Source organism: Lysinibacillus sp. EB106-09-02-XG168 (genome assembly GCF_058791475.1).
In genome coordinates this window covers 4,663,097-4,682,554 of record NZ_JBYTDN010000003.1, presented here as the reverse complement: position 1 = coordinate 4,682,554, position 19,458 = coordinate 4,663,097, and the positions used below count along the sequence as shown (strand labels likewise).

Annotated in this window: 20 protein-coding genes and 2 other annotated features; all 20 genes read left to right on the top strand. The window is 39.4% G+C overall.

Annotated elements, in window-relative coordinates; translation table 11 throughout:
* Positions 1-96: 96 nt before the first annotated feature.
* The 20 genes from radA to rpoB all read left to right on the top strand — a co-directional run bounded on the left by radA (position 97) and on the right by rpoB (position 19,439).
* Positions 97-1,473, top strand: coding sequence for a DNA repair protein RadA (radA, locus tag AC3WSO_RS23745; protein WP_492534087.1), 1,377 nt, complete (start codon positions 97-99; stop codon positions 1,471-1,473).
* Between the two features lie 341 nt (positions 1,474-1,814).
* Complete coding sequence (locus AC3WSO_RS23740; protein WP_492534086.1) at positions 1,815-2,900, top strand: PIN/TRAM domain-containing protein; 1,086 nt, start codon at positions 1,815-1,817, stop codon at positions 2,898-2,900.
* Between the two features lie 12 nt (positions 2,901-2,912).
* Complete coding sequence (gene ispD, locus AC3WSO_RS23735) at positions 2,913-3,605, top strand: 2-C-methyl-D-erythritol 4-phosphate cytidylyltransferase (RefSeq protein WP_492534475.1); 693 nt, start codon at positions 2,913-2,915, stop codon at positions 3,603-3,605.
* Between the two features lie 274 nt (positions 3,606-3,879).
* The gene (ispF, locus tag AC3WSO_RS23730) at positions 3,880-4,356 is read left to right on the top strand and encodes a 2-C-methyl-D-erythritol 2,4-cyclodiphosphate synthase (protein WP_053482833.1); all 477 of its coding nucleotides are present in this window, start codon (positions 3,880-3,882) and stop codon (positions 4,354-4,356) included.
* A 91-nt stretch (positions 4,357-4,447) separates the two neighbouring features.
* On the top strand, positions 4,448-5,908 hold the full coding sequence (gene gltX, locus AC3WSO_RS23725) for a glutamate--tRNA ligase (protein WP_492534085.1): 1,461 nt from the start codon (positions 4,448-4,450) through the stop codon (positions 5,906-5,908).
* Positions 5,909-5,958: 50 nt separating this feature from the next.
* Positions 5,959-6,178: a binding site (T-box leader), on the top strand.
* A 169-nt stretch (positions 6,179-6,347) separates the two neighbouring features.
* On the top strand, positions 6,348-6,998 hold the full coding sequence (gene epsC, locus AC3WSO_RS23720; protein ID WP_079562388.1) for a serine O-acetyltransferase EpsC: 651 nt from the start codon (positions 6,348-6,350) through the stop codon (positions 6,996-6,998).
* Entirely contained in the window at positions 6,995-8,395 is a 1,401-nt protein-coding gene (gene cysS / locus AC3WSO_RS23715; protein WP_492534083.1) for a cysteine--tRNA ligase, read from the top strand. Before epsC ends, cysS begins: the two co-directional genes overlap by 4 nt.
* A gap of 5 nt (positions 8,396-8,400) precedes the next feature.
* Positions 8,401-8,820 carry a Mini-ribonuclease 3 gene (locus tag AC3WSO_RS23710; RefSeq protein ID WP_276569493.1) on the top strand — a complete coding sequence of 140 codons (420 nt, stop codon included), beginning with the start codon at positions 8,401-8,403 and terminating at the stop codon, positions 8,818-8,820.
* Positions 8,820-9,572 carry a 23S rRNA (guanosine(2251)-2'-O)-methyltransferase RlmB gene (gene rlmB, locus AC3WSO_RS23705; RefSeq protein WP_349660254.1) on the top strand — a complete coding sequence of 251 codons (753 nt, stop codon included), beginning with the start codon at positions 8,820-8,822 and terminating at the stop codon, positions 9,570-9,572. The genes AC3WSO_RS23710 and rlmB overlap by 1 nt, the downstream gene beginning before the upstream one ends.
* Before the next feature lie 2 nt (positions 9,573-9,574).
* A complete protein-coding gene (locus AC3WSO_RS23700; RefSeq protein WP_492534080.1) occupies positions 9,575-10,087 on the top strand; it encodes an NYN domain-containing protein in 513 nt (170 codons plus the stop codon).
* Positions 10,088-10,155: 68 nt separating this feature from the next.
* Entirely contained in the window at positions 10,156-10,803 is a 648-nt protein-coding gene (sigH, locus tag AC3WSO_RS23695) for an RNA polymerase sporulation sigma factor SigH (protein WP_079562384.1), read from the top strand.
* Positions 10,804-10,810: 7 nt separating this feature from the next.
* Entirely contained in the window at positions 10,811-11,026 is a 216-nt protein-coding gene (gene rpmG / locus AC3WSO_RS23690; RefSeq protein WP_370044011.1) for a 50S ribosomal protein L33, read from the top strand.
* 48 nt (positions 11,027-11,074) lie between these two features.
* Positions 11,075-11,260, top strand: a complete 186-nt coding sequence (gene secE, locus AC3WSO_RS23685) for a preprotein translocase subunit SecE (protein ID WP_053596042.1) — start codon at positions 11,075-11,077, stop codon at positions 11,258-11,260.
* A 500-nt stretch (positions 11,261-11,760) separates the two neighbouring features.
* On the top strand, positions 11,761-12,294 hold the full coding sequence (gene nusG / locus AC3WSO_RS23680) for a transcription termination/antitermination protein NusG (RefSeq protein ID WP_079562382.1): 534 nt from the start codon (positions 11,761-11,763) through the stop codon (positions 12,292-12,294).
* A gap of 227 nt (positions 12,295-12,521) precedes the next feature.
* Positions 12,522-12,947 (top strand): 50S ribosomal protein L11, encoded by a 426-nt coding sequence (gene rplK, locus AC3WSO_RS23675; protein ID WP_004233593.1) that lies wholly within the window; start codon positions 12,522-12,524, stop codon positions 12,945-12,947.
* A 119-nt stretch (positions 12,948-13,066) separates the two neighbouring features.
* Complete coding sequence (gene rplA / locus AC3WSO_RS23670) at positions 13,067-13,765, top strand: 50S ribosomal protein L1 (protein ID WP_492534078.1); 699 nt, start codon at positions 13,067-13,069, stop codon at positions 13,763-13,765.
* Between the two features lie 61 nt (positions 13,766-13,826).
* Positions 13,827-13,974 (top strand) — a sequence feature (ribosomal protein L10 leader region).
* 32 nt (positions 13,975-14,006) lie between these two features.
* Positions 14,007-14,507: a 50S ribosomal protein L10 gene (rplJ, locus tag AC3WSO_RS23665; RefSeq protein ID WP_197142537.1), complete on the top strand. Its 501-nt coding sequence runs from the start codon at positions 14,007-14,009 to the stop codon at positions 14,505-14,507.
* A gap of 72 nt (positions 14,508-14,579) precedes the next feature.
* Positions 14,580-14,942 carry a 50S ribosomal protein L7/L12 gene (gene rplL / locus AC3WSO_RS23660; protein ID WP_197142535.1) on the top strand — a complete coding sequence of 121 codons (363 nt, stop codon included), beginning with the start codon at positions 14,580-14,582 and terminating at the stop codon, positions 14,940-14,942.
* Positions 14,943-15,019: 77 nt separating this feature from the next.
* Positions 15,020-15,622: a class I SAM-dependent methyltransferase gene (locus AC3WSO_RS23655; RefSeq protein WP_492534076.1), complete on the top strand. Its 603-nt coding sequence runs from the start codon at positions 15,020-15,022 to the stop codon at positions 15,620-15,622.
* A 241-nt stretch (positions 15,623-15,863) separates the two neighbouring features.
* Positions 15,864-19,439 (top strand): DNA-directed RNA polymerase subunit beta, encoded by a 3,576-nt coding sequence (rpoB, locus tag AC3WSO_RS23650; RefSeq protein ID WP_492534075.1) that lies wholly within the window; start codon positions 15,864-15,866, stop codon positions 19,437-19,439.
* Positions 19,440-19,458: the final 19 nt, after the last annotated feature.

Sequence of the window (19,458 nt, the reverse complement as noted above, 5' to 3'; positions counted from 1 at the left end):
TCGCGATTTAAAAAGACAGCGAGGCTTTAAGTGCCAAGCTGTCTTTTTTTATGTACAATAATAAATATAAGAACAAATATTCGAGGTGGATGCAATTTGGCAAAGAAAAAAACAAAATTTGTATGCTCAGGCTGTGGTTATGAATCTGCAAAATGGATGGGAAGATGCCCAGGTTGTGGGGAATGGAATAAGATGGTTGAAGAGGTAGAGGTCGTTGCGAAAGGGCCACGCGGTGCATTCCAACACTCTGCTACGGTTACACAAAAGGCACTCCCTATTATGCAAATTGAGGCTGCTGAGGAATCACGCGTTGCAACAGAAATGGGTGAGCTTAACCGAGTATTAGGAGGAGGCATCGTACCAGGTTCTCTTGTGTTGATTGGGGGAGATCCTGGGATTGGGAAGTCGACGTTATTATTACAAGTATCTGCGTTGCTTTCAAATAAGGGGCATCGTGTGCTCTATATTTCTGGTGAGGAATCCATCCGTCAAACAAAGCTGCGTGCAGAACGTTTAGGGGTAATCTCACAGGAGCTTTATATATATTCTGAAACAAATTTAGAGTTTTTAAATCAGACTATTGATGATGTAAAGCCAAAGTTTGTTATTGTTGATTCTATTCAAACTGTTTTTCATCCAGAGGTAACGAGTGCACCTGGTAGTGTATCACAAGTGCGTGAATGTACTGCAGAACTTATGCGAATAGCAAAAACAAAAGGAATTGCCATATTTTTAGTCGGACATGTAACAAAAGAGGGACAAATTGCGGGACCACGTATTTTGGAGCATATGGTTGATACGGTATTGTATTTTGAAGGAGAGCGACACCATAATCACCGTATTTTACGCAGCCAAAAAAACCGCTTTGGTTCTACGAATGAAATTGCTATCTTTGAAATGCTTCAGGGTGGCTTAAAGGAAGTGTTAAACCCGTCTGAGTTGTTCTTACAGGAGCGTTCGCAGGGGGCGGCTGGGTCAACAATCGTAGCCTCAATGGAAGGTACACGGCCAATTCTAGTTGAAATTCAGTCGCTTGTAACACCAACAAGCTTTAATTATCCGAAACGAATGGCAACAGGTGTCGATCAAAATCGTGTGCAACTACTTATGGCCGTCCTTGAAAAGAGAATGGGCCTCATGCTGCAGGCGCAGGATGCATATATTAAAGTTGCTGGAGGCGTGAAGCTTGATGAGCCTGCCATTGATTTGGCTGTGTTGACAAGTATTGTTTCGAGTTTTAAGGATCAAGCTGTTAGGGCAACGGATTGCTTTATTGGAGAAGTAGGTTTGACTGGCGAGGTGCGTCGTGTATCTCGTATTGAACAACGTGTGATTGAGGCAGCAAAGCTCGGGTTTAAACGCGCCTTCATACCAGCTTCGAATATCGGCGGTTGGGATTTTCCTCAAGGTATTGAGATTGTGGGTGTAGAAACGATAAAGGATGCATTGAATGCTTGTTTTAGAGAGCTATAAAGTAGTTTGTGCATGTTGGACAATGTTCTGACATGCACTTTTAACTTCCTTCAGCAATTGAACATCAGAGTGTTGGATTTTTTTATTCATAGATAGAAGGTAGGAAACTCAAAGAGGGGTATTGGCGTCTATGGTAATGTCTGTGAAAATGCTTGCTTAATGTAGAGCGGATGCCAAGGAGCATTTTTGATTTTAGTGTGAAAAATTTTTAGTCATTGATTTTCAGTAGACTCAGGATGATCGGGAAATGGATGAAATTACCGATGCTTTGATAGGGTCATAAAAGATTTTCTGCAGTAAACTATGTATAATTATATATTAAAAATGGGAGGTGACAGTTTGTGAAAAAATTTGTTCAAATTGCTTTTTTACTGATTGGAGGAGCATTAGGCCTTGTTTTCTTACCGCCATTATACGAATTGCTTCATTTATCATCTAATCCTTGGCTTGATAACCCTTACGTATCAGTAGCTTTAGGAGCGCTATTACTATTTACATTATCCTTTGCCTTTTCGGATTATTTTGTAAGGCTTATTAGCTGGATGGAGGAGGTGCTATTTAAAGTACCGGTGGGTGACTTATTATTTGGTACACTTGGACTTATTATCGGACTAATCGTTGCTTATTTCTTAGGTTTTGCAATCGATAGTATTGATTTACCAAGTTTTACAAAGGTTTTACCAATTATACTGTCATTTATGCTTGGATATTTAGGGTTCCGTGTGGGCTTTAAAAAGCGAGAGGAATTAATCCAGCTATTTACTTTGCGTGGTAACACTACAAAGAAAAAACTAGCGGAAGGTGTAGAGCCTCAAGAAGTACGAGGGAGCTATAAACTGTTAGATACTAGTGTTATTATTGATGGTCGTATTGCAGATATTTCGGAAACAGGCTTTATAGAAGGTACACTAGTTGTACCACAGTTTGTCCTTACGGAGCTCCAGCATATTGCTGATTCTTCGGATACGTTAAAGCGTACAAGAGGTCGTCGCGGCTTAGATATATTAAAAAAATTACAAGATGAACGTATGACGAAGGTTGAGATTACTGAAGAGGATTTTGAGGATGTTCAAGAGGTTGACTTAAAGCTTGTGCGCCTTGCAAAGAAAAGGGGCTACGATACACAAATTGTGACGAACGACTTTAACCTTAACAAAGTTTGCGAGCTACATCACGTTAAAGTGCTAAACATCAATGATTTAGCAAACGCAGTCAAACCTGTCGTAATTCCAGGTGAGGATATGCAAGTGATGGTCATTAAAGATGGGAAAGAGCATAATCAAGGAGTTGCTTATTTAGATGATGGCACAATGATCGTTGTTGAAGGTGGACGTAGCTATATAGGACAGGCAATTACAGTAACCGTAACAAGTGTTCTCCAAACATCAGCAGGTCGAATGATTTTTGCTAAACCAAAGGATGACTAGGAAGTGGGAAATGTGCAATATGAAGTAGTATTGCCTGCTGCGGGAAGTGGAAAGCGAATGGGCGCAGGGCAAAATAAGTTATTTTTAAATCTTTTAGAAAAACCGATCCTCGTACACACGCTGGAGGTATTTGAACAGGATAGTCAGTGTACAGGTATTTGGCTTGCGGTAAAGCCTGAGGAGCGTGTGTTTATTCAGGACATGCTAGAGAGGTATGGAATTACTAAAGTTAAAGGTTTACCTGATGGTGGTGCAGAGCGACAGCATTCCGTCCATTCTTGCATGAAAGAAATGAAGCAGGTTGATATTGTGCTTGTGCATGATGCTGCGCGTCCATTTATTACTCACGCCATTATAGCGAATCTTGTGCGAAGTGCGCATGACTTTGGCGCTGCGATTGCGGGTGTTCGTGCGAAGGATACAATGAAAAAAGTACGTGATGGTGTTATTGAAGAGACGATTGATCGAGAAAGCTTATGGATGATTCAAACTCCTCAAGCATTTCAATTTGATTTGATTGTAGAGGCAGAGGATGTCGCTGAGAAGGTGGGCTTCCTTGGTACCGATGAAGCAATGCTTGTTGAACGTCTTGGCCATGAGGTGCATATTGTAGAAAGTAGCTACGAAAATGTAAAGATGACGACACAAGAGGATTTAGTTTTTGGTGAAGCGATCTTGCGTAAACGTGCTTTGAAAACATTATGATAGCATACAAAAAATCTCATTAGCAGTAGATGCTGATGAGATTTTATTTTTTAATTGAACTTTAGTCTAGAGTAAGGTTTACTGTTAACTCAATTTCCTAGGAAATATGTTAAAATGTGAGGGTATAATATAGAGTAAATATAAAAGTGAAGGAAGGTGAATGAGACTGCCTTATAAGCTGAATAGAAGTTTTTTAAGTCTGCATATTTCTTGAAGTAAATGAGCTTCGATTGGTGGATTTTTTATTTATCTTATTAGACGGTTTCAAAATCATATGTTTCGAGTGGGACAAGGATTTGACGTGCATGCATTTGAAGAAGGGCGTCCATTAATTATTGGTGGTATAACAATTCCTCATGAAAAAGGGTTAGTAGGGCATTCGGATGCGGATGTTTTATTACACACTGTAACAGATGCAGCGTTAGGGGCTATTGGTGAGGGCGATATCGGTCGTCATTTCCCAGACACAGATCCTGCGTTCAAAGATGCTGATTCAGCGAAATTATTAGAGCATATTTGGAAGATTGTTGAGGATAAAGGCTATGTTTTAGGTAATGTGGATTGTACGATTATGGCACAGCGTCCGAAAATGGCGCCGTATATTGAACAAATGCAAAATCGTATAGCTGAATTGCTTCATGCAGAACCTTCTCAAGTGAATGTTAAAGCAACAACAACTGAGCGTTTAGGTTTTACAGGTCGCGAGGAAGGGATTGCGGCGATGGCGACAATCCTATTGATGAAGAAATAAAAGCAGGTTCACAGTGCTTTTATTTCCTGTAACAGAGTGGTAAAATGAACAAAGTCAATTTTTTGAACGAAAATTTAGGAGGCTTTTAATTATGGCGAAAGAAGTTCGTGTTCGTTACGCGCCATCCCCTACTGGTTTCTTACATATCGGTGGAGCGCGTACAGCGTTATTTAACTATTTATATGCAAAACATCATAACGGTAAATTCATCGTACGTATTGAGGATACAGATGTTGAGCGTAATGTAGAGGGCGGAGAAGCATCTCAGCTAGATAACTTAAAATGGTTAGGTATGGAATATGATGAGTCAATCGATATTGGTGGACCGTATGCACCTTATCGTCAAATGGAGCGTCTGGATATTTATAAAGAGCACGCTGAAAAGCTACTAGAGCAAGGTTTAGCTTACAAATGCTTCTGTTCTTCAGAGAAATTAGAAGCGTCTCGTGAAGAACAAAAAGCACGAGGTGTAGCAGCTCCGACTTATGATGGTACTTGCCGTCATTTATCAGCAGAGGAAGTTGCAGCTAAAGAAGCTGCGGGTGAACAATATACAATTCGTATGCGCGTACCTGAAAATGTAACATATGAATTTGAAGATTTAGTACGTGGACAAGTAGCATTTGAGTCAAAAGATATTGGTGACTGGGTACTAGTTAAAGCAAACGGTATCCCAACGTATAACTATGCGGTAGTGCTAGATGATCACTTTATGGAAATTTCACATGTATTCCGTGGTGAAGAGCATTTATCGAATACACCAAAACAAATGATGATTTTTGATGCATTCGGCTGGGAATATCCAAGCTATGGTCATATGACATTAATCATTAATGAAAACCGTAAAAAATTATCAAAACGTGATGAATCAATTATTCAATTCGTAACACAATATAAAGATTTAGGTTACCTACCTGAAGCAATGTTTAACTTCTTCGCATTACTTGGCTGGTCTCCTGAAGGGGAAGAAGAGATTTTCTCAAAAGAAGAATTTATTAAAATCTTTGATGAAAAGCGTCTTTCAAAATCACCATCTATGTTCGATAAACAAAAGCTTACTTGGATGAATAACCAATACATTAAAAAGTTATCTTTAGAAGAAGTAGTGGCTTTATCTTTACCGCACTTACAAAAAGCTGGTTTATTACCAGAAGAATTAACAGAAGAAGAACGTGCATGGGCTTCAGATTTAATCGCACTTTATCATGATCAAATGAGCTTTGGTGCTGAAATTGTAGAACTATCTCGCCTATTCTTTAACGATCATATTGAATATGATGAAGAAGCAAAAGCAGTTTTAGCAGGTGAACAGGTGCCTGAGGTAATGACTGCATTTAAAGCACAACTTGAAAGTTTAGAGGGATTTACGCCTGATACTGTAAAAGCGGCTATTAAAGCTGTTCAAAAAGAAACTGGACACAAAGGTAAAAATCTATTTATGCCAATCCGCGTCGTAACGACGGGGGAAACGCATGGTCCAGAACTTCCGAACGCAATTTGCTTAATTGGCAAACAGAAAACAATTGATCGTGTAGAAAAATTTGCGCAATAAGTAGAAATTGATTGACAATTTATTGGTTCGTTGTAAAATGTATTTACATTGAAAAAGCGTTGATAAGGAGAAGTAAGTGACGCATGCTCTAAAGAGAGGACCATCACCGGCTGAAAGTGGTCTGAGCCTGGGCAAAACTGAAATGCACCTTTGAGCATGAAGCTGAACAAAAAGTAGGCTTTATCGATTCGTTCCCGTTACAGAACGTCCAGAGTGGAAGGCATTCGCCTTCAATCAGAGTGGAACCGCGCAAATTTTAGCGTCTCTGTCATTCCTTTTTTGGGGATGATAGGGGCGTTTTTTTATTTTCTAGACGACATAGACTTGAAGTGGGGGATGCGCCAAAACTCACTCGGCTAACACTAGGGTGAAATCAAAGTCAGCTATAGTATTTCAAAGGGTGGATCAAGGCAGATCAAAATGAAAAGGGGGAGCTTTTGTGTTTAAAAGAATGAAGGAAGATGTAGAAACAATTTTTGAGAATGACCCAGCAGCGCGGAGTGTATTCGAAGTGATATTAACATACTCGGGCCTGCATGCTACTTGGGCACATCGAGTGGCCCATTGGTTCTTTAAAAAGCGTTTTTATTTTATAGCCCGTACCATTTCACAAATTAGTCGTTTCTTTACTGGAATTGAAATTCACCCTGGAGCGAAAATCGGTCGACGTTTCTTTATTGACCATGGGATGGGTGTTGTCATTGGTGAAACATGTGAGATTGGTGATAATGTAACGTTGTATCAAGGTGTAACTTTAGGTGGTACAGGAAAAGAAAAAGGGAAACGCCATCCTACATTAGAGGATAATGTACTAGTTGCAACAGGTGCAAAGGTGTTAGGTTCTATTACAATTGGTGAAAATAGTAAAATTGGTGCAGGCTCAGTTGTCTTAAAAGAAGTGCCACCAAATGCTACGGTTGTTGGTATTCCTGGTAAAATAGTAATTAAGGATGGAGTCCGTCTAGAGAAAAAACTAGACCATCAAAATATTCCTGACCCTGTAGAAGAACGTTGTCAAGCTTTCGAGAAGCAGATTGCAGCAATGAATCAGGAAATCGAACGCTTACAAAAGGAGAGAGAAATACAATGAGTATTCAAATTTTCAACTCATTAACACGACAAAAGGAAACTTTCGTACCGCTGGAGGAAGGCAAAGTAAAAATGTACGTTTGCGGTCCGACAGTATATAACTACATTCACATTGGGAATTCACGTCCTGTTATTGTCTATGATACAGTGCGTCGTTATTTCCAATACAAAGGCTACGATGTGAAATTTGTTTCAAATTTCACAGATGTGGACGACAAAATTATTAAGGCTGCTAATGAACTTGGAGAAGAGGTTCATGAATTAACGGAACGCTTTATTGCTGCATACTTTGAAGATATTACAGCGTTAGGCTGCAAGAAAGCGGATGTACATCCACGCGTAACAGAGCATATGGACGATATCATTCAATTCATTCAAGTTTTAATCAATAAAGGATATGCTTATGAGTCAGCTGGTGATGTTTATTACCGCACTCGTAAATTTAATGGTTATGGTAAATTATCTCACCAAGCGGTGGATGATTTAAAAATCGGTGCTCGTATAGAAGCGGGTGAGAAAAAAGATGATGCGTTAGATTTCGCTCTATGGAAAGCTGCGAAGCCGGGCGAAATTTTCTGGGAAAGTCCGTGGGGCAAAGGACGTCCAGGTTGGCATATTGAATGCTCAGTAATGGCACGTGAGCATTTAGGAGATACTATGGATATTCATGCTGGTGGGCAAGATTTAACATTCCCGCATCATGAAAATGAAATTGCGCAATCTGAAGCTCATAATGATAAAACATTTGCGCGTTATTGGATGCACAATGGGTATATTAATATTGATAATGAAAAGATGTCCAAATCTCTTGGCAATTTTATACTCGTAAATGATATTCGTAAACAAATTAACCCGCAAATTTTACGATTCTTTATGCTTTCGGTGCATTATCGTCATCCGATTAACTTTGCGAAGGATTTAGTAGATGCAGCCGCAAATGGTTTAGAACGAATTCTTACTGCCTACAACAATGTCAAACACCGTTTAACAGCAACAGCAAGCTTAGGTGATTGCTCAGAAGAATGGCTTGAAAAAATTGCTGAACAAAAAGCTCATTTTGAAGAAGCGATGGATGATGATTTTAATACAGCCAATGCTATTTCTGTATTATTTGAATTAGCGCGAATCGCAAATATTTATTTAAATGAAACGAATACTGATGAAAAAGTATTATTGCGTTTTACTGAAACTTTTGAGGTGTTAGGTGACGTCTTAGGTATTGAATTTGCAAAAGAAGAAGAGTTATTAGACGAAGAAATTGAAGCTCTTTTACAGGAGCGTATAGAAGCTCGTAAAAATCGTGATTTTGCCCGTTCAGATGAAATTCGTGACCATTTGCAAGCACAAGGTATCATTTTAGAAGATACGCGACAAGGAACTAGATGGAAACGAGGGTAAGTAACTTGGGTAAACTCCGCAACGAAGATGTTAAGCAATTGAATGCATTAGCGTTAGCCTATATGGGGGACGCAGTTTTAGAACAAAAGGTACGAGAGCATCTGCTACGTGCCGGTCGCGTCAAACCTAACACACTTCATAGGGAAGCGACACATTACGTATCAGCGAAAGCACAATCTATGATTGTACATCGAATGATGGATGAAGGCTTTTTAACAGAGGAGGAGTTGGCTGTGTTCCGTCGTGGACGCAATGCCAAATCCGGCTCTGTGCCGAAAAATACAGATGTTCAAACATACCGTAATAGCTCAGGTTTTGAGGCTGTGCTTGGTAGTTTGTTTTTATTAAATGAATTAGAACGAGTTTATGCAATCATTGCATACGCTATTCAAATCATCGAGGAATCGAAAGGAGTGTCAAATTAATGGCAGAGCAAAATGGAGAAATGATTGCCGGTAAAAACCCAGTGTTAGAAGCACTTCGTTCAGGCCGCGATATGAATAAAGTATGGATTGCAGAAGGTGTAAAAAAATCGGGGGTTAACGAACTTCTAGATTTGGCACGTGAACGTGGTGTCATTGTTCAATTTGTCCCGAAGAAAAAGGTTGATCAATTATCAGATGCCAATCATCAAGGGATTGTTGCCTCTGTTGCGGCATATCAATATGCAGAGCTAGAGGATTTATTTGCAGCTGCGGCAAAAAAACAAGAAGACCCTTTTTTCTTAATTTTAGATGAGCTAGAGGATCCGCATAATCTAGGCTCTATTATGCGAACTGCTGATGCGATAGGTGCGCATGGTATAATTATTCCGAAACGTCGTTCTGTGAGTTTGACAGCCGTAGTGGCAAAGGCATCAACTGGAGCAATTGAGCATGTACCTGTCGTGCGCGTTAATAATTTAGCGCAAACGGTAGATGAGCTAAAAGAACGAGGGGTATGGATTGCAGGTACAGATGCCAAGGGTTCTGCAGACTATCGTAAAATGGATGCTACATTGCCGCTTGCGATTATTATTGGTAGTGAAGGCAAAGGAATGGGCCGCTTATTAAAAGAGAAATGTGACTTTTTATATCATTTACCGATGATTGGACATGTCACATCACTAAATGCATCGGTAGCTGCTGCACTTTTAATGTACGAAGTGTATCGTAAACGTCAAGAAGCGAATGATTAACAATGAAAACTATTTTGCTTGTTGACGGCTATAATATGATAGGAGCTTGGAAAGAGCTACGACCATTACGTGATACAAATTTTGAAGATGCCCGTAAGAGATTGATTGAGCTTATGGCTGAGTATAAGGCAGCTATGGGGTGGCGCGTAATTATAGTTTTTGACGCACATCTTGTACAGGGTGTGGAGCAAACTTATTTAGAAAACGATGTCGAAATCATTTATACACGGAAAAATGAAACAGCAGATGAACGTATTGAAAAAATGACACACGAACTAAAGGCTAGAAATGTACAGATTCACGTAGCAACCTCCGATATGGCAGAGCAAAACGTTATTTTTGGTAACGGTGCTCTGCGAAAATCGGCAAGAGAGCTAGAAATTGATATGGGTATTATCCAACATAAAATTTCTCATGAGGTGAAACAAAAACATGATAGCAAACCGCCATCCCGCATGGAGCTTAAGCCGGATGTTGCTTTGGCCTTTGAAAAATGGCGGCGTGGTTTGAAATGATTGATTGACTCATATTTTCCAATTCCGTTATACTGTTCCTAATTATCTGTTGTGGCTGAGGTGATACCATGTTTAAAAATAGTATTGTACAAGTGACACAAGATTTTGAACGATTCAATGATGAAGAACTTATTGAAATGGTGCATCAAGGTAATACAGATGCGTTGGATTATTTAATTACGAAATACCGTTTGTTAGTAAGAGCAAAGGCTAGATCTTATTTTTTAATTGGTGCAGATAAGGAAGACATTGTGCAAGAGGGCATGATTGGTTTATATAAAGCCATTCGTGATTTTAAGGGAGATAAGCTTGCTTCTTTTCGAGCTTTTGCTGAGCTGTGTATTACAAGGCAGATTATTACGGCTATTAAAACAGCTACGAGACAAAAGCATATTCCACTTAACTCATATGTTTCTCTGGACAAGCCTATTTTTGACGAAGAGTCAGATCGTACTTTAATGGATGTATTAACGGGTGCTATTATGGATGATCCGGAAGAGTTAATGATTCATAGAGAAGAGTTTGGCTACTTAGAAGAGAAGATGGGTGAGATTTTAAGTGAACTAGAACTACAAGTGTTAGCTCTTTACTTAGATGGTCAGTCTTATCATGAAATTTCTGCGAAACTAAATCGTCATGTCAAGTCTATTGACAATGCTTTACAACGAGTAAAGCGTAAATTAGAGCGACATTTAGTACTCGAAGAAATGTCTTAGCAGTTGTATGCCTTTGTTGACATTGACAAATATAGGTGTTAGTCTTGAAAAGACAAAGTGCCGAAAAGGTGATTATATGGCAAAAAAAGTCGTTCTAAATTGCGAAAAATGCGGATCGAGAAATTATACGTTTCCAGCTAAGGAAGATTCAACTGTACGCCTCGAATTAAAGAAATTTTGCTCGCATTGCAATGAACATACAGTGCATAAACAAACGCTATAAAATAATTTGTAAATAGACAGATATGATTGATTCGGAGGTTAGGCTAGAATGGGCAAGATTAAAGGCTTTTTCAGCAATGTAATGTCGGAAATGCGCAAAACAAGCTGGCCAAAAAGTAAAGAACTGACGAAATATACAGTCGTTGTAATTTCAACTGTTGTAATTATGGCTTTATTTTTTGTGTTAGTAGACTTAGGTATTTCATCATTATTCCGCTGGTACTTAGAGTTATAATTTAGTAAATTGCATGTTAATACTTCTGAAATAGCCCGTCATTACAATAAACGGGTTTTTTCGTTTGTTTCGTTTGTTGGTTGAAGTGATCAGCAGTAAAATATTCTTAATATGATAAGTATGCTACTCGGGATAGTATGAGGGTAGCGATAGATGACTATGCTAGATTTGGTATATATCATCAGGCTTTCGCTAGCTATTAGCGAAAGCTATGTTTTTCTAATAGCAGTTTGTGAAAAGAGTAAAGAATGCACTTAGCATATCCGATTCATTTCACTTTTATCATCATTCAGTAGAAGATTCCTGCTTCTAAAAGTGGTAGGTTGAATGCAAATGCATTTCTTTTTTGATAGGTGTCCAAACACCGACTGAATGAAGATAAAGCCGCTGGCATATGTCACGGATTTTGAGAGGAACTAATTAATACAAAATCCAGACACAATTACGCCAAGGCGTAATTGATTTAGTAAGGGAGGGACGGACGAGGAGTCCTAGTAGTTATGGAGAAAAATTGGTATGTTGTTCATACGTATTCAGGGTATGAAAACCGTGTAAAAGCAAACCTAGAGAAACGTGTAGAAACGATGGGTATGCAAGATAAGATTTTCCGTGTTATTGTGCCTGAACACGAAGAAACAGAATTGAAGGATGGGAAAAAGCGTACAATGATGCGTAAAGTTTTCCCTGGTTATGTTTTAGTAGAGCTTATTATGACAGATGATTCATGGTATGTTGTCCGTAATACGCCAGGCGTAACTGGCTTTATCGGTTCATCTGGCGGTGGTGCGAAGCCAACACCATTATTACCTGAAGAAGCGGACCGTCTACTACAACAAATGGGCATGACTGACAAAGTTGTCGAGATTGATATTTCTGTTGGAGAAGCGGTAGAAGTATTAGAAGGGCCTTTCGCACACTTCCAAGGACGTGTTGAAGAAATTGATACTGAAAAAGGAAAAGTGAAGGTTTCTGTAGACATGTTTGGTCGTGAAACAATTATGGAACTTGATTTTGAGCAAATACAAAAAATGTAGTTTTAGCAACTAAAGTGCCATATGTCTGATGAGTATGTCACAGAATTTGTTATTTACTACTTGCTTTAAAAAAATAAAAGTGGTATCATTTCAAAGGTCAGACTGTCATACTTTGGTTTGACGTCTGTAATGATAATTTTAATGTTATCGGCACTTAGCTGACAGACAGATATTGAGTGGGAGGGGCAACCCAATTACCACATCACGGACTTAAGGAGGTGTGTCTCGTGGCTAAAAAAGTTATTAAAGTTGTTAAACTTCAAATCCCTGCTGGTAAAGCAAATCCAGCTCCACCGGTTGGTCCTGCATTAGGTCAAGCGGGTGTGAACATCATGGGATTCTGTAAAGAATTCAACGCGCGTACTGCTGATCAAGCTGGTCTTATTATTCCAGTTGAAATTTCAGTATTCGAGGACCGTTCATTCACTTTCATTACGAAAACTCCACCTGCAGCAGTTCTACTTAAAGTAGCAGCTGGTATCCAATCTGGATCAGGTGAACCAAACCGTAAAAAAGTTGCAACGGTTAAACGTGATAAAGTTCGCGAAATCGCTGAAACTAAAATGCCAGACCTTAACGCTGCTTCAGTTGAAGCTGCAATGTTAATGGTTGAAGGTACTGCACGAAGCATGGGTATTGTTATCGAAGACTAATCCCATTACTTGATGATGTATTTGTTTTTTGGAAGGTTGCGGAGTTTCTTTGTGAACGCGCAACCTTTATTCGTGGGAGGTAAAATCCGCTATAACCACAATCAAGGAGGAATTATATAATGGCTAAAAAAGGTAAAAAACTGCAAGATGCAGCAAAATTAATCGACCGTAACGCAGTATACGGCGCACAAGAAGCAATCGAACTTGCTCAAAAAACTAGCTCAGTGAACTTCGACGCTACTGTAGAAGTTGCTTTCCGTCTAGGAATCGATACTCGTAAAAACGACCAACAAATCCGTGGTGCAGTAGTGTTACCAAACGGTACTGGTAAAACTCAACGTGTATTAGTATTCGCTAAAGGTGAAAAACTTAAAGAAGCTGAAGCAGCTGGTGCTGACTATGTAGGCGATGCAGAATACATCCAAAAAATCCAACAAGGTTGGTTCGATTTCGATGTAATCGTTGCAACTCCTGACATGATGGGTGAAGTTGGTAAACTTGGTCGTGTATTAGGACCTAAAGGTTTAATGCCAAACCCTAAAACTGGTACAGTTACTTTCGATGTAACTAAAGCAATCGAAGAAATTAAAGCTGGTAAAGTAGAATACCGTGCTGACAAAGCTGGTATCATCCACGCTCCTATCGGTAAAGTTTCTTTCCCTGCAGAAAAATTAGTAGAAAACTTCTTAACTGTATTTGATGTAGTACAAAAAGCAAAACCTGCTGCTGCTAAAGGTACTTACATGAAATCTGTAAACGTTACAACTACAATGGGCCCAGCTGTTAAAGTTGATGCTTCAAGCGTAGTAGTAAAATAATTAGTTTTTTTATATAAATCTGTTGACGGCTCTGTCTATCTGTGATATGATGGATGCTGTTGTGAATCATCCATTTGTACCGTAGACAGTAGGAGTGACTTGTCACTTAATGATCCTACCGAGGACATCGGAATTCGGATTCTTATTTTAAAGATGATGACTTTCAGCCTCTGTGTCTATTTTGACCCAGAGGCTTTTCTTTTGTCGGTATAAATGACCCATTCTAATAGGAGGTGTCATCATGAGCAAAGCAATCGAAAACAAACAAGTACAAGTTCAAGAGATTACAGAGAAATTCCAAAACGCTGCTTCTGTAGTAGTTGTGGATTACCGTGGTCTTAACGTTTCACAAGTAACTGAGCTTCGTAAACAACTTCGTGAAGCTGGCGTTGAGTTCAAAGTTTATAAAAACACTTTAACACGTCGTGCTACTGAAGCTGTTGGCCTTGAAGGAATCAATGACGTATTAGTTGGTCCTAACGCAATTGCGTTCTCTAATGAAGATGTTGTAGCTCCTGCTAAAATCATCAACGAGTTCGCTAAGAAAAATGAAGCTTTAGAAATTAAAGCTGGTATTATCGAAGGTACAATCTCTTCTGTTGAAGATGTTAAAGCACTTGCAGAACTTCCATCACGCGAAGGTCTTCTTTCTATGCTTTTATCTGTACTTCAAGCTCCAGTGCGCAACTTCGCACTTGCAACAAAAGCTGTTGCAGAACAAAAAGAAGAACAAGGCGCGTAATTCCATACGCACTATAACTTCTGCGGCTTAACCCGCAACAAAAAAACATTATCCAATTAGGAGGAAATTATAATGAATAAAGAGCAAATCTTAGAAGCTATCAAAGCTATGACAGTTCTTGAATTAAACGATTTAGTAAAAGCTATCGAAGAAGAATTCGGTGTAACAGCTGCTGCTCCTGTAGCAGTAGTAGGTGGTGCTGCTGCTGGCGCTGCTGAAGAAAAAACTGAGTTTGACGTAGTACTAGCATCTGCTGGTGGCGAAAAAATCAAAGTAATCAAAGTGGTTCGTGAAATCACTGGTTTAGGTCTTAAAGAAGCTAAAGAAGTAGTAGATAACGCTCCTAAAGCTCTTAAAGAAGGCGTTTCTAAAGATGAAGCTGAACAAATCAAAGCTAAACTTGAAGAAGTTGGCGCATCTGTAGAAGTTAAGTAATCTCGTATTACTTTTAAACAAAAGGAAAGCTCGTCATTGCGGCGAGCTTTTTTTCTTCATTCTGAGGAGGCGTGGAAATGTCAGATCACTATTATACAAGTAAGCCTCAAACTGAGAGTAAACCTCGTCACTGGACATTCAAATTGTTAGGGCATACGTTTTCCTTCGAAACGGATGCAGGGGTATTTAGTAAAAGCGAAGTAGATTTTGGATCCCGTGTATTGATAGATGCTTTTCAAATGCCTGATATTGATGGTGCAATTTTTGATGTGGGGTGTGGGTATGGACCGATTGGATTATCGATTGCCAAAACAAACTCAGATCGTACCGTTCTTATGATGGATATAAATGAACGTGCAGTAGCACTCTCCCAAAAAAATGCGCAAGTAAACGGTGTTCAAAATGTACGGATATTTGTGAGTGACGGACTATCGATGGTTGACAACGATGTAAAAGCCGCAGCTATTTTAACCAATCCTCCAATTCGCGCAGGAAAGGAAACAATTTTCCGTTTTTACGATGGAGCTTATGATAAGTTAGTGTCATCTGGCGAGTTGTGGATAGTAATACAGAAGAAGCAAGGTGCACCATCAACGGTTAGTTATTTAGAAGAAAAATTTTCTGAAGTCGATGTTGTGGAGAAGAAAAAAGGCTACTGGATAGTACGTGCAAAAAAATAAATGAAATATGCATAAAATATTGACTTGACAAATCGGCTATGATAATATGGTAAAATGCAAAAATATTATTTTGAGGTCGTATGCCCTTTTGTATATGATTGTTATAATGTGGGTATACTTGCCAAGATAAGTTTAGTTAACCGAAAATGAGATCTTTTTGAAGACTCGTTTTCTTTTTGTCTTTCGAAATCATACACTATTTGTATGATTTTGCAAAGACCTAATATCGCTTTATTGAGGGGTGAATGAGTTGACAGGTCAACTAGTTCAGTATGGACAACACCGCCAGCGTAGAAGCTTTGCGCGTATTAACGAGGTGCTTGAGCTTCCAAATCTGATTGAGATTCAAACGGCGTCTTACGAGTGGTTCCTTGAAGAAGGTCTACGTGAAATGTTCCGTGACATTTCGCCGATCGAGGACTTTACAGGCAATCTTTCATTAGAATTCATCGATTATTCATTAGGAGATCCTAAGTATGAAGTCGATGAGTGTAAAGAGCGAGATGTTACTTACGCAGCTCCATTACGTGTGAAAGTACGTCTTTACAACAAAGAAACAGACGAAGTGAAGGAACAGGATGTCTTCATGGGTGACTTCCCATTAATGACAGAAACAGGTACGTTCATTATCAATGGTGCTGAACGTGTTATCGTTTCACAATTAGTTCGTTCACCAAGTGTGTATTTCCATGATAAAACTGATAAAAACGGTAAGAAAGGTTTCGGAGCAACGGTTATTCCAAACCGTGGTGCATGGTTGGAATATGAAACTGACGCAAAAGATGTAGTATACGTGCGTATTGATCGTACTCGTAAGCTACCAGTAACAGTGTTACTACGTGCATTAGGTTTCGGTTCAGACCAAGAAATTATCGATATTATCGGTGACAATGAATTCTTACGTAATACGTTAGAAAAAGATAACTCTGAAAGTACTGAAAAAGCACTTTTAGAAATCTATGAACGTTTACGTCCGGGAGAGCCACCAACAGTTGAAAGTGCGAAGAGTTTATTATACTCTCGTTTCTTTGATGCGAAACGCTATGATTTAGCGAATGTTGGTCGCTACAAAATGAATAAAAAGCTTCATATCAAAAATCGTTTATTTAACCAAACGATCGCTGAAACGCTTGTAGATCCAGAAACAGGCGAAATTTTAGTAGAAAAAGGTACAGTTCTTGACCGTCGTACTTTAGATAAAATCTTACCGTATTTAGAAGATTCATCAAAAGGAATCGGTTTCCGCACTTTATCACAAGTAGGTGGAGTACTTGAGGATGATGTAACAATCCAGTCTATTAAAATTTATGCACCAAAAGATGAAGCGCAAAAAGAAATCAATATTATTAGTAATGCGTACATCGATGAAGAAGTGAAGAATATTACGCCTGCTGACGTATTATCTTCAGTAAGTTATTTCTTCAACTTACTTTACCAAGTAGGAGCAACAGATGATATCGACCACTTAGGTAACCGTCGTCTACGTTCTGTTGGTGAGCTTCTACAAAACCAATTCCGTATCGGTTTATCTCGTATGGAACGTGTAGTACGTGAGCGTATGTCTATTAATGATACAGCGGCAATCGTACCACAACAATTAATTAATATTCGTCCAGTAATTGCGTCAATTAAAGAGTTCTTTGGTAGCTCTCAGTTATCACAATTCATGGACCAAACAAACCCATTGGCAGAGTTAACGCATAAGCGTCGTCTATCTGCATTAGGACCTGGTGGTTTAACACGTGAGCGTGCTGGTTTCGAAGTACGTGACGTTCACTATTCTCACTATGGTCGTATGTGTCCAATCGAGACACCAGAGGGTCCGAACATTGGTTTAATCAACTCATTATCTTCATTTGCCAAAGTAAATAAATTTGGTTTCATTGAAACACCTTATCGTCGTATTGACCACGAAACAGGTAAAGTAACAGATCAAATTGATTATTTAACAGCTGATGAAGAAGATAACTACTATGTAGCACAAGCGAACTCATCATTAAATCCTGATGGTACATTTGCTAAAGACGAAGTAGTAGGTCGTTTCCGTGGGGATAATACAGTATTTAATAAATCGCAAATGGACTACATGGACGTATCACCTAAACAAGTAGTGTCAGCTGCGACTGCATGTATCCCGTTCTTAGAAAACGATGACTCAAACCGTGCACTTATGGGTGCCAACATGCAACGTCAAGCAGTTCCTCTTCTTAACCCAGAAGCACCATTTGTTGGTACTGGTATGGAACACGTTGATGCGCGTGACTCAGGTGCGGCTGTAGTAGCGAAATATGATGGTATTGTTGAGCACGTTGAAGCTCGCTCTATCCATGTTCGTCGTATTGAAGTCGTTGACGGTAAAGAGGTTAAAGGCGATTTAACAAAATATAAATTACAAAAATTCATTCGTTCTAACCAAGGTACTTCATACAACCAACGTCCACTTGTAAAAGTTGGCGAACGTGTGAAACCTCGTGACATTTTAGCAGACGGTCCATCTATGGAAAAAGGCGAACTTGCTCTTGGTCGTAACGTACTTGTTGCGTTCATGACTTGGAACGGCTTTAACTACGAGGATGCTGTTATTATGAGCGAACGCCTTGTAAAAGACGATGTGTATACATCTGTTCATATTGAAGAATATGAATCAGAGTCTCGTGATACAAAATTAGGACCTGAAGAAATCACTCGTGATATTCCAAACGTCGGGGAAGATGCACTTCGTAATTTAGATGAACGTGGTATCATTCGCGTTGGTGCGGAAGTACGTGACGGTGACATTCTTGTAGGTAAAGTAACACCTAAAGGGGTTACAGAATTAACAGCTGAAGAACGCTTATTACATGCTATCTTCGGTGAAAAAGCTCGTGAAGTTCGTGATACTTCATTACGCGTACCACATGGTGCCGGCGGTATTATTCTTGATGTAAAAGTATTTAACCGTGAAGATGGCGATGAATTACCACCAGGTGTTAACCAATTAGTTCGTGCTTACATTGTTCAAAAGCGTAAAATTCGCGTAGGGGACAAAATGGCCGGACGTCACGGTAACAAAGGGGTTATCTCTCGTATCTTACCGGAAGAGGATATGCCATTCATGCCAGACGGTACTCCTGTCGATATCATGTTAAACCCACTTGGTGTACCTTCTCGTATGAACATCGGACAAGTTTTAGAATTACACTTAGGTATGGCTTCTCGTTCCCTAGGTGTTCATATGGCAACTCCAGTATTTGATGGTGCCAACGAAGAAGATGTTTGGGAAACGATGGAAGAAGCAGGGATGAACCGCGATGGTAAAACGACCCTGTATGATGGACGTTCAGGTGAACCGTTCGATAACCGTGTATCAGTAGGGATCATGTACATGATCAAACTTGCTCACATGGTTGATGATAAACTTCACGCACGTTCAACTGGTCCTTACTCACTTGTTACACAACAGCCACTTGGTGGTAAAGCACAGTTCGGTGGACAGCGCTTTGGTGAGATGGAGGTATGGGCACTTGAAGCATACGGTGCTGCCTATACACTTCAAGAAATCTTAACAGTTAAATCTGATGACGTTGTTGGTCGTGTGAAAACATACGAAGCAATTGTTAAAGGTGAAAGTGTACCAGAGCCAGGTGTTCCTGAATCATTCAAAGTATTGATTAAAGAACTTCAATCTCTTGGTATGGATGTGAAAATGTTAACAGTCAATGATGAAGAGGTAGAGCTTCGCGACTTAGACGAAGAAGAAGATCTTCAACCAGCTGATGCACTTAACATTGCACCACAGCAAGATAAAGAAGAAGAGCCAGTAGAGTCTTTTGAATAATGGAAAACGTTAATTCACA

Bases quoted from the DNA above. Each gene is read 5' to 3' on its own strand.
- cysS (WP_492534083.1), top strand. From the start codon at position 6,995: ATGAGTATTCAAATTTTCAACTCATTAACACGACAAAAGGAAACTTTC.
- secE (WP_053596042.1), top strand. From the start codon at position 11,075: ATGGGCAAGATTAAAGGCTTTTTCAGCAATGTAATGTCGGAAATGCGC.
- ispF (WP_053482833.1), top strand. From the start codon at position 3,880: ATGTTTCGAGTGGGACAAGGATTTGACGTGCATGCATTTGAAGAAGGG.
- rplL (WP_197142535.1), top strand. From the start codon at position 14,580: ATGAATAAAGAGCAAATCTTAGAAGCTATCAAAGCTATGACAGTTCTT.
- rplA (WP_492534078.1), top strand. From the start codon at position 13,067: ATGGCTAAAAAAGGTAAAAAACTGCAAGATGCAGCAAAATTAATCGAC.
- nusG (WP_079562382.1), top strand. From the start codon at position 11,761: ATGGAGAAAAATTGGTATGTTGTTCATACGTATTCAGGGTATGAAAAC.
- rpmG (WP_370044011.1), top strand. From the start codon at position 10,811: ATGCCTTTGTTGACATTGACAAATATAGGTGTTAGTCTTGAAAAGACA.
- AC3WSO_RS23655 (WP_492534076.1), top strand. From the start codon at position 15,020: ATGTCAGATCACTATTATACAAGTAAGCCTCAAACTGAGAGTAAACCT.
- rplJ (WP_197142537.1), top strand. From the start codon at position 14,007: ATGAGCAAAGCAATCGAAAACAAACAAGTACAAGTTCAAGAGATTACA.
- rlmB (WP_349660254.1), top strand. From the start codon at position 8,820: ATGGCAGAGCAAAATGGAGAAATGATTGCCGGTAAAAACCCAGTGTTA.
- sigH (WP_079562384.1), top strand. From the start codon at position 10,156: ATGTTTAAAAATAGTATTGTACAAGTGACACAAGATTTTGAACGATTC.
- gltX (WP_492534085.1), top strand. From the start codon at position 4,448: ATGGCGAAAGAAGTTCGTGTTCGTTACGCGCCATCCCCTACTGGTTTC.
- AC3WSO_RS23700 (WP_492534080.1), top strand. From the start codon at position 9,575: ATGAAAACTATTTTGCTTGTTGACGGCTATAATATGATAGGAGCTTGG.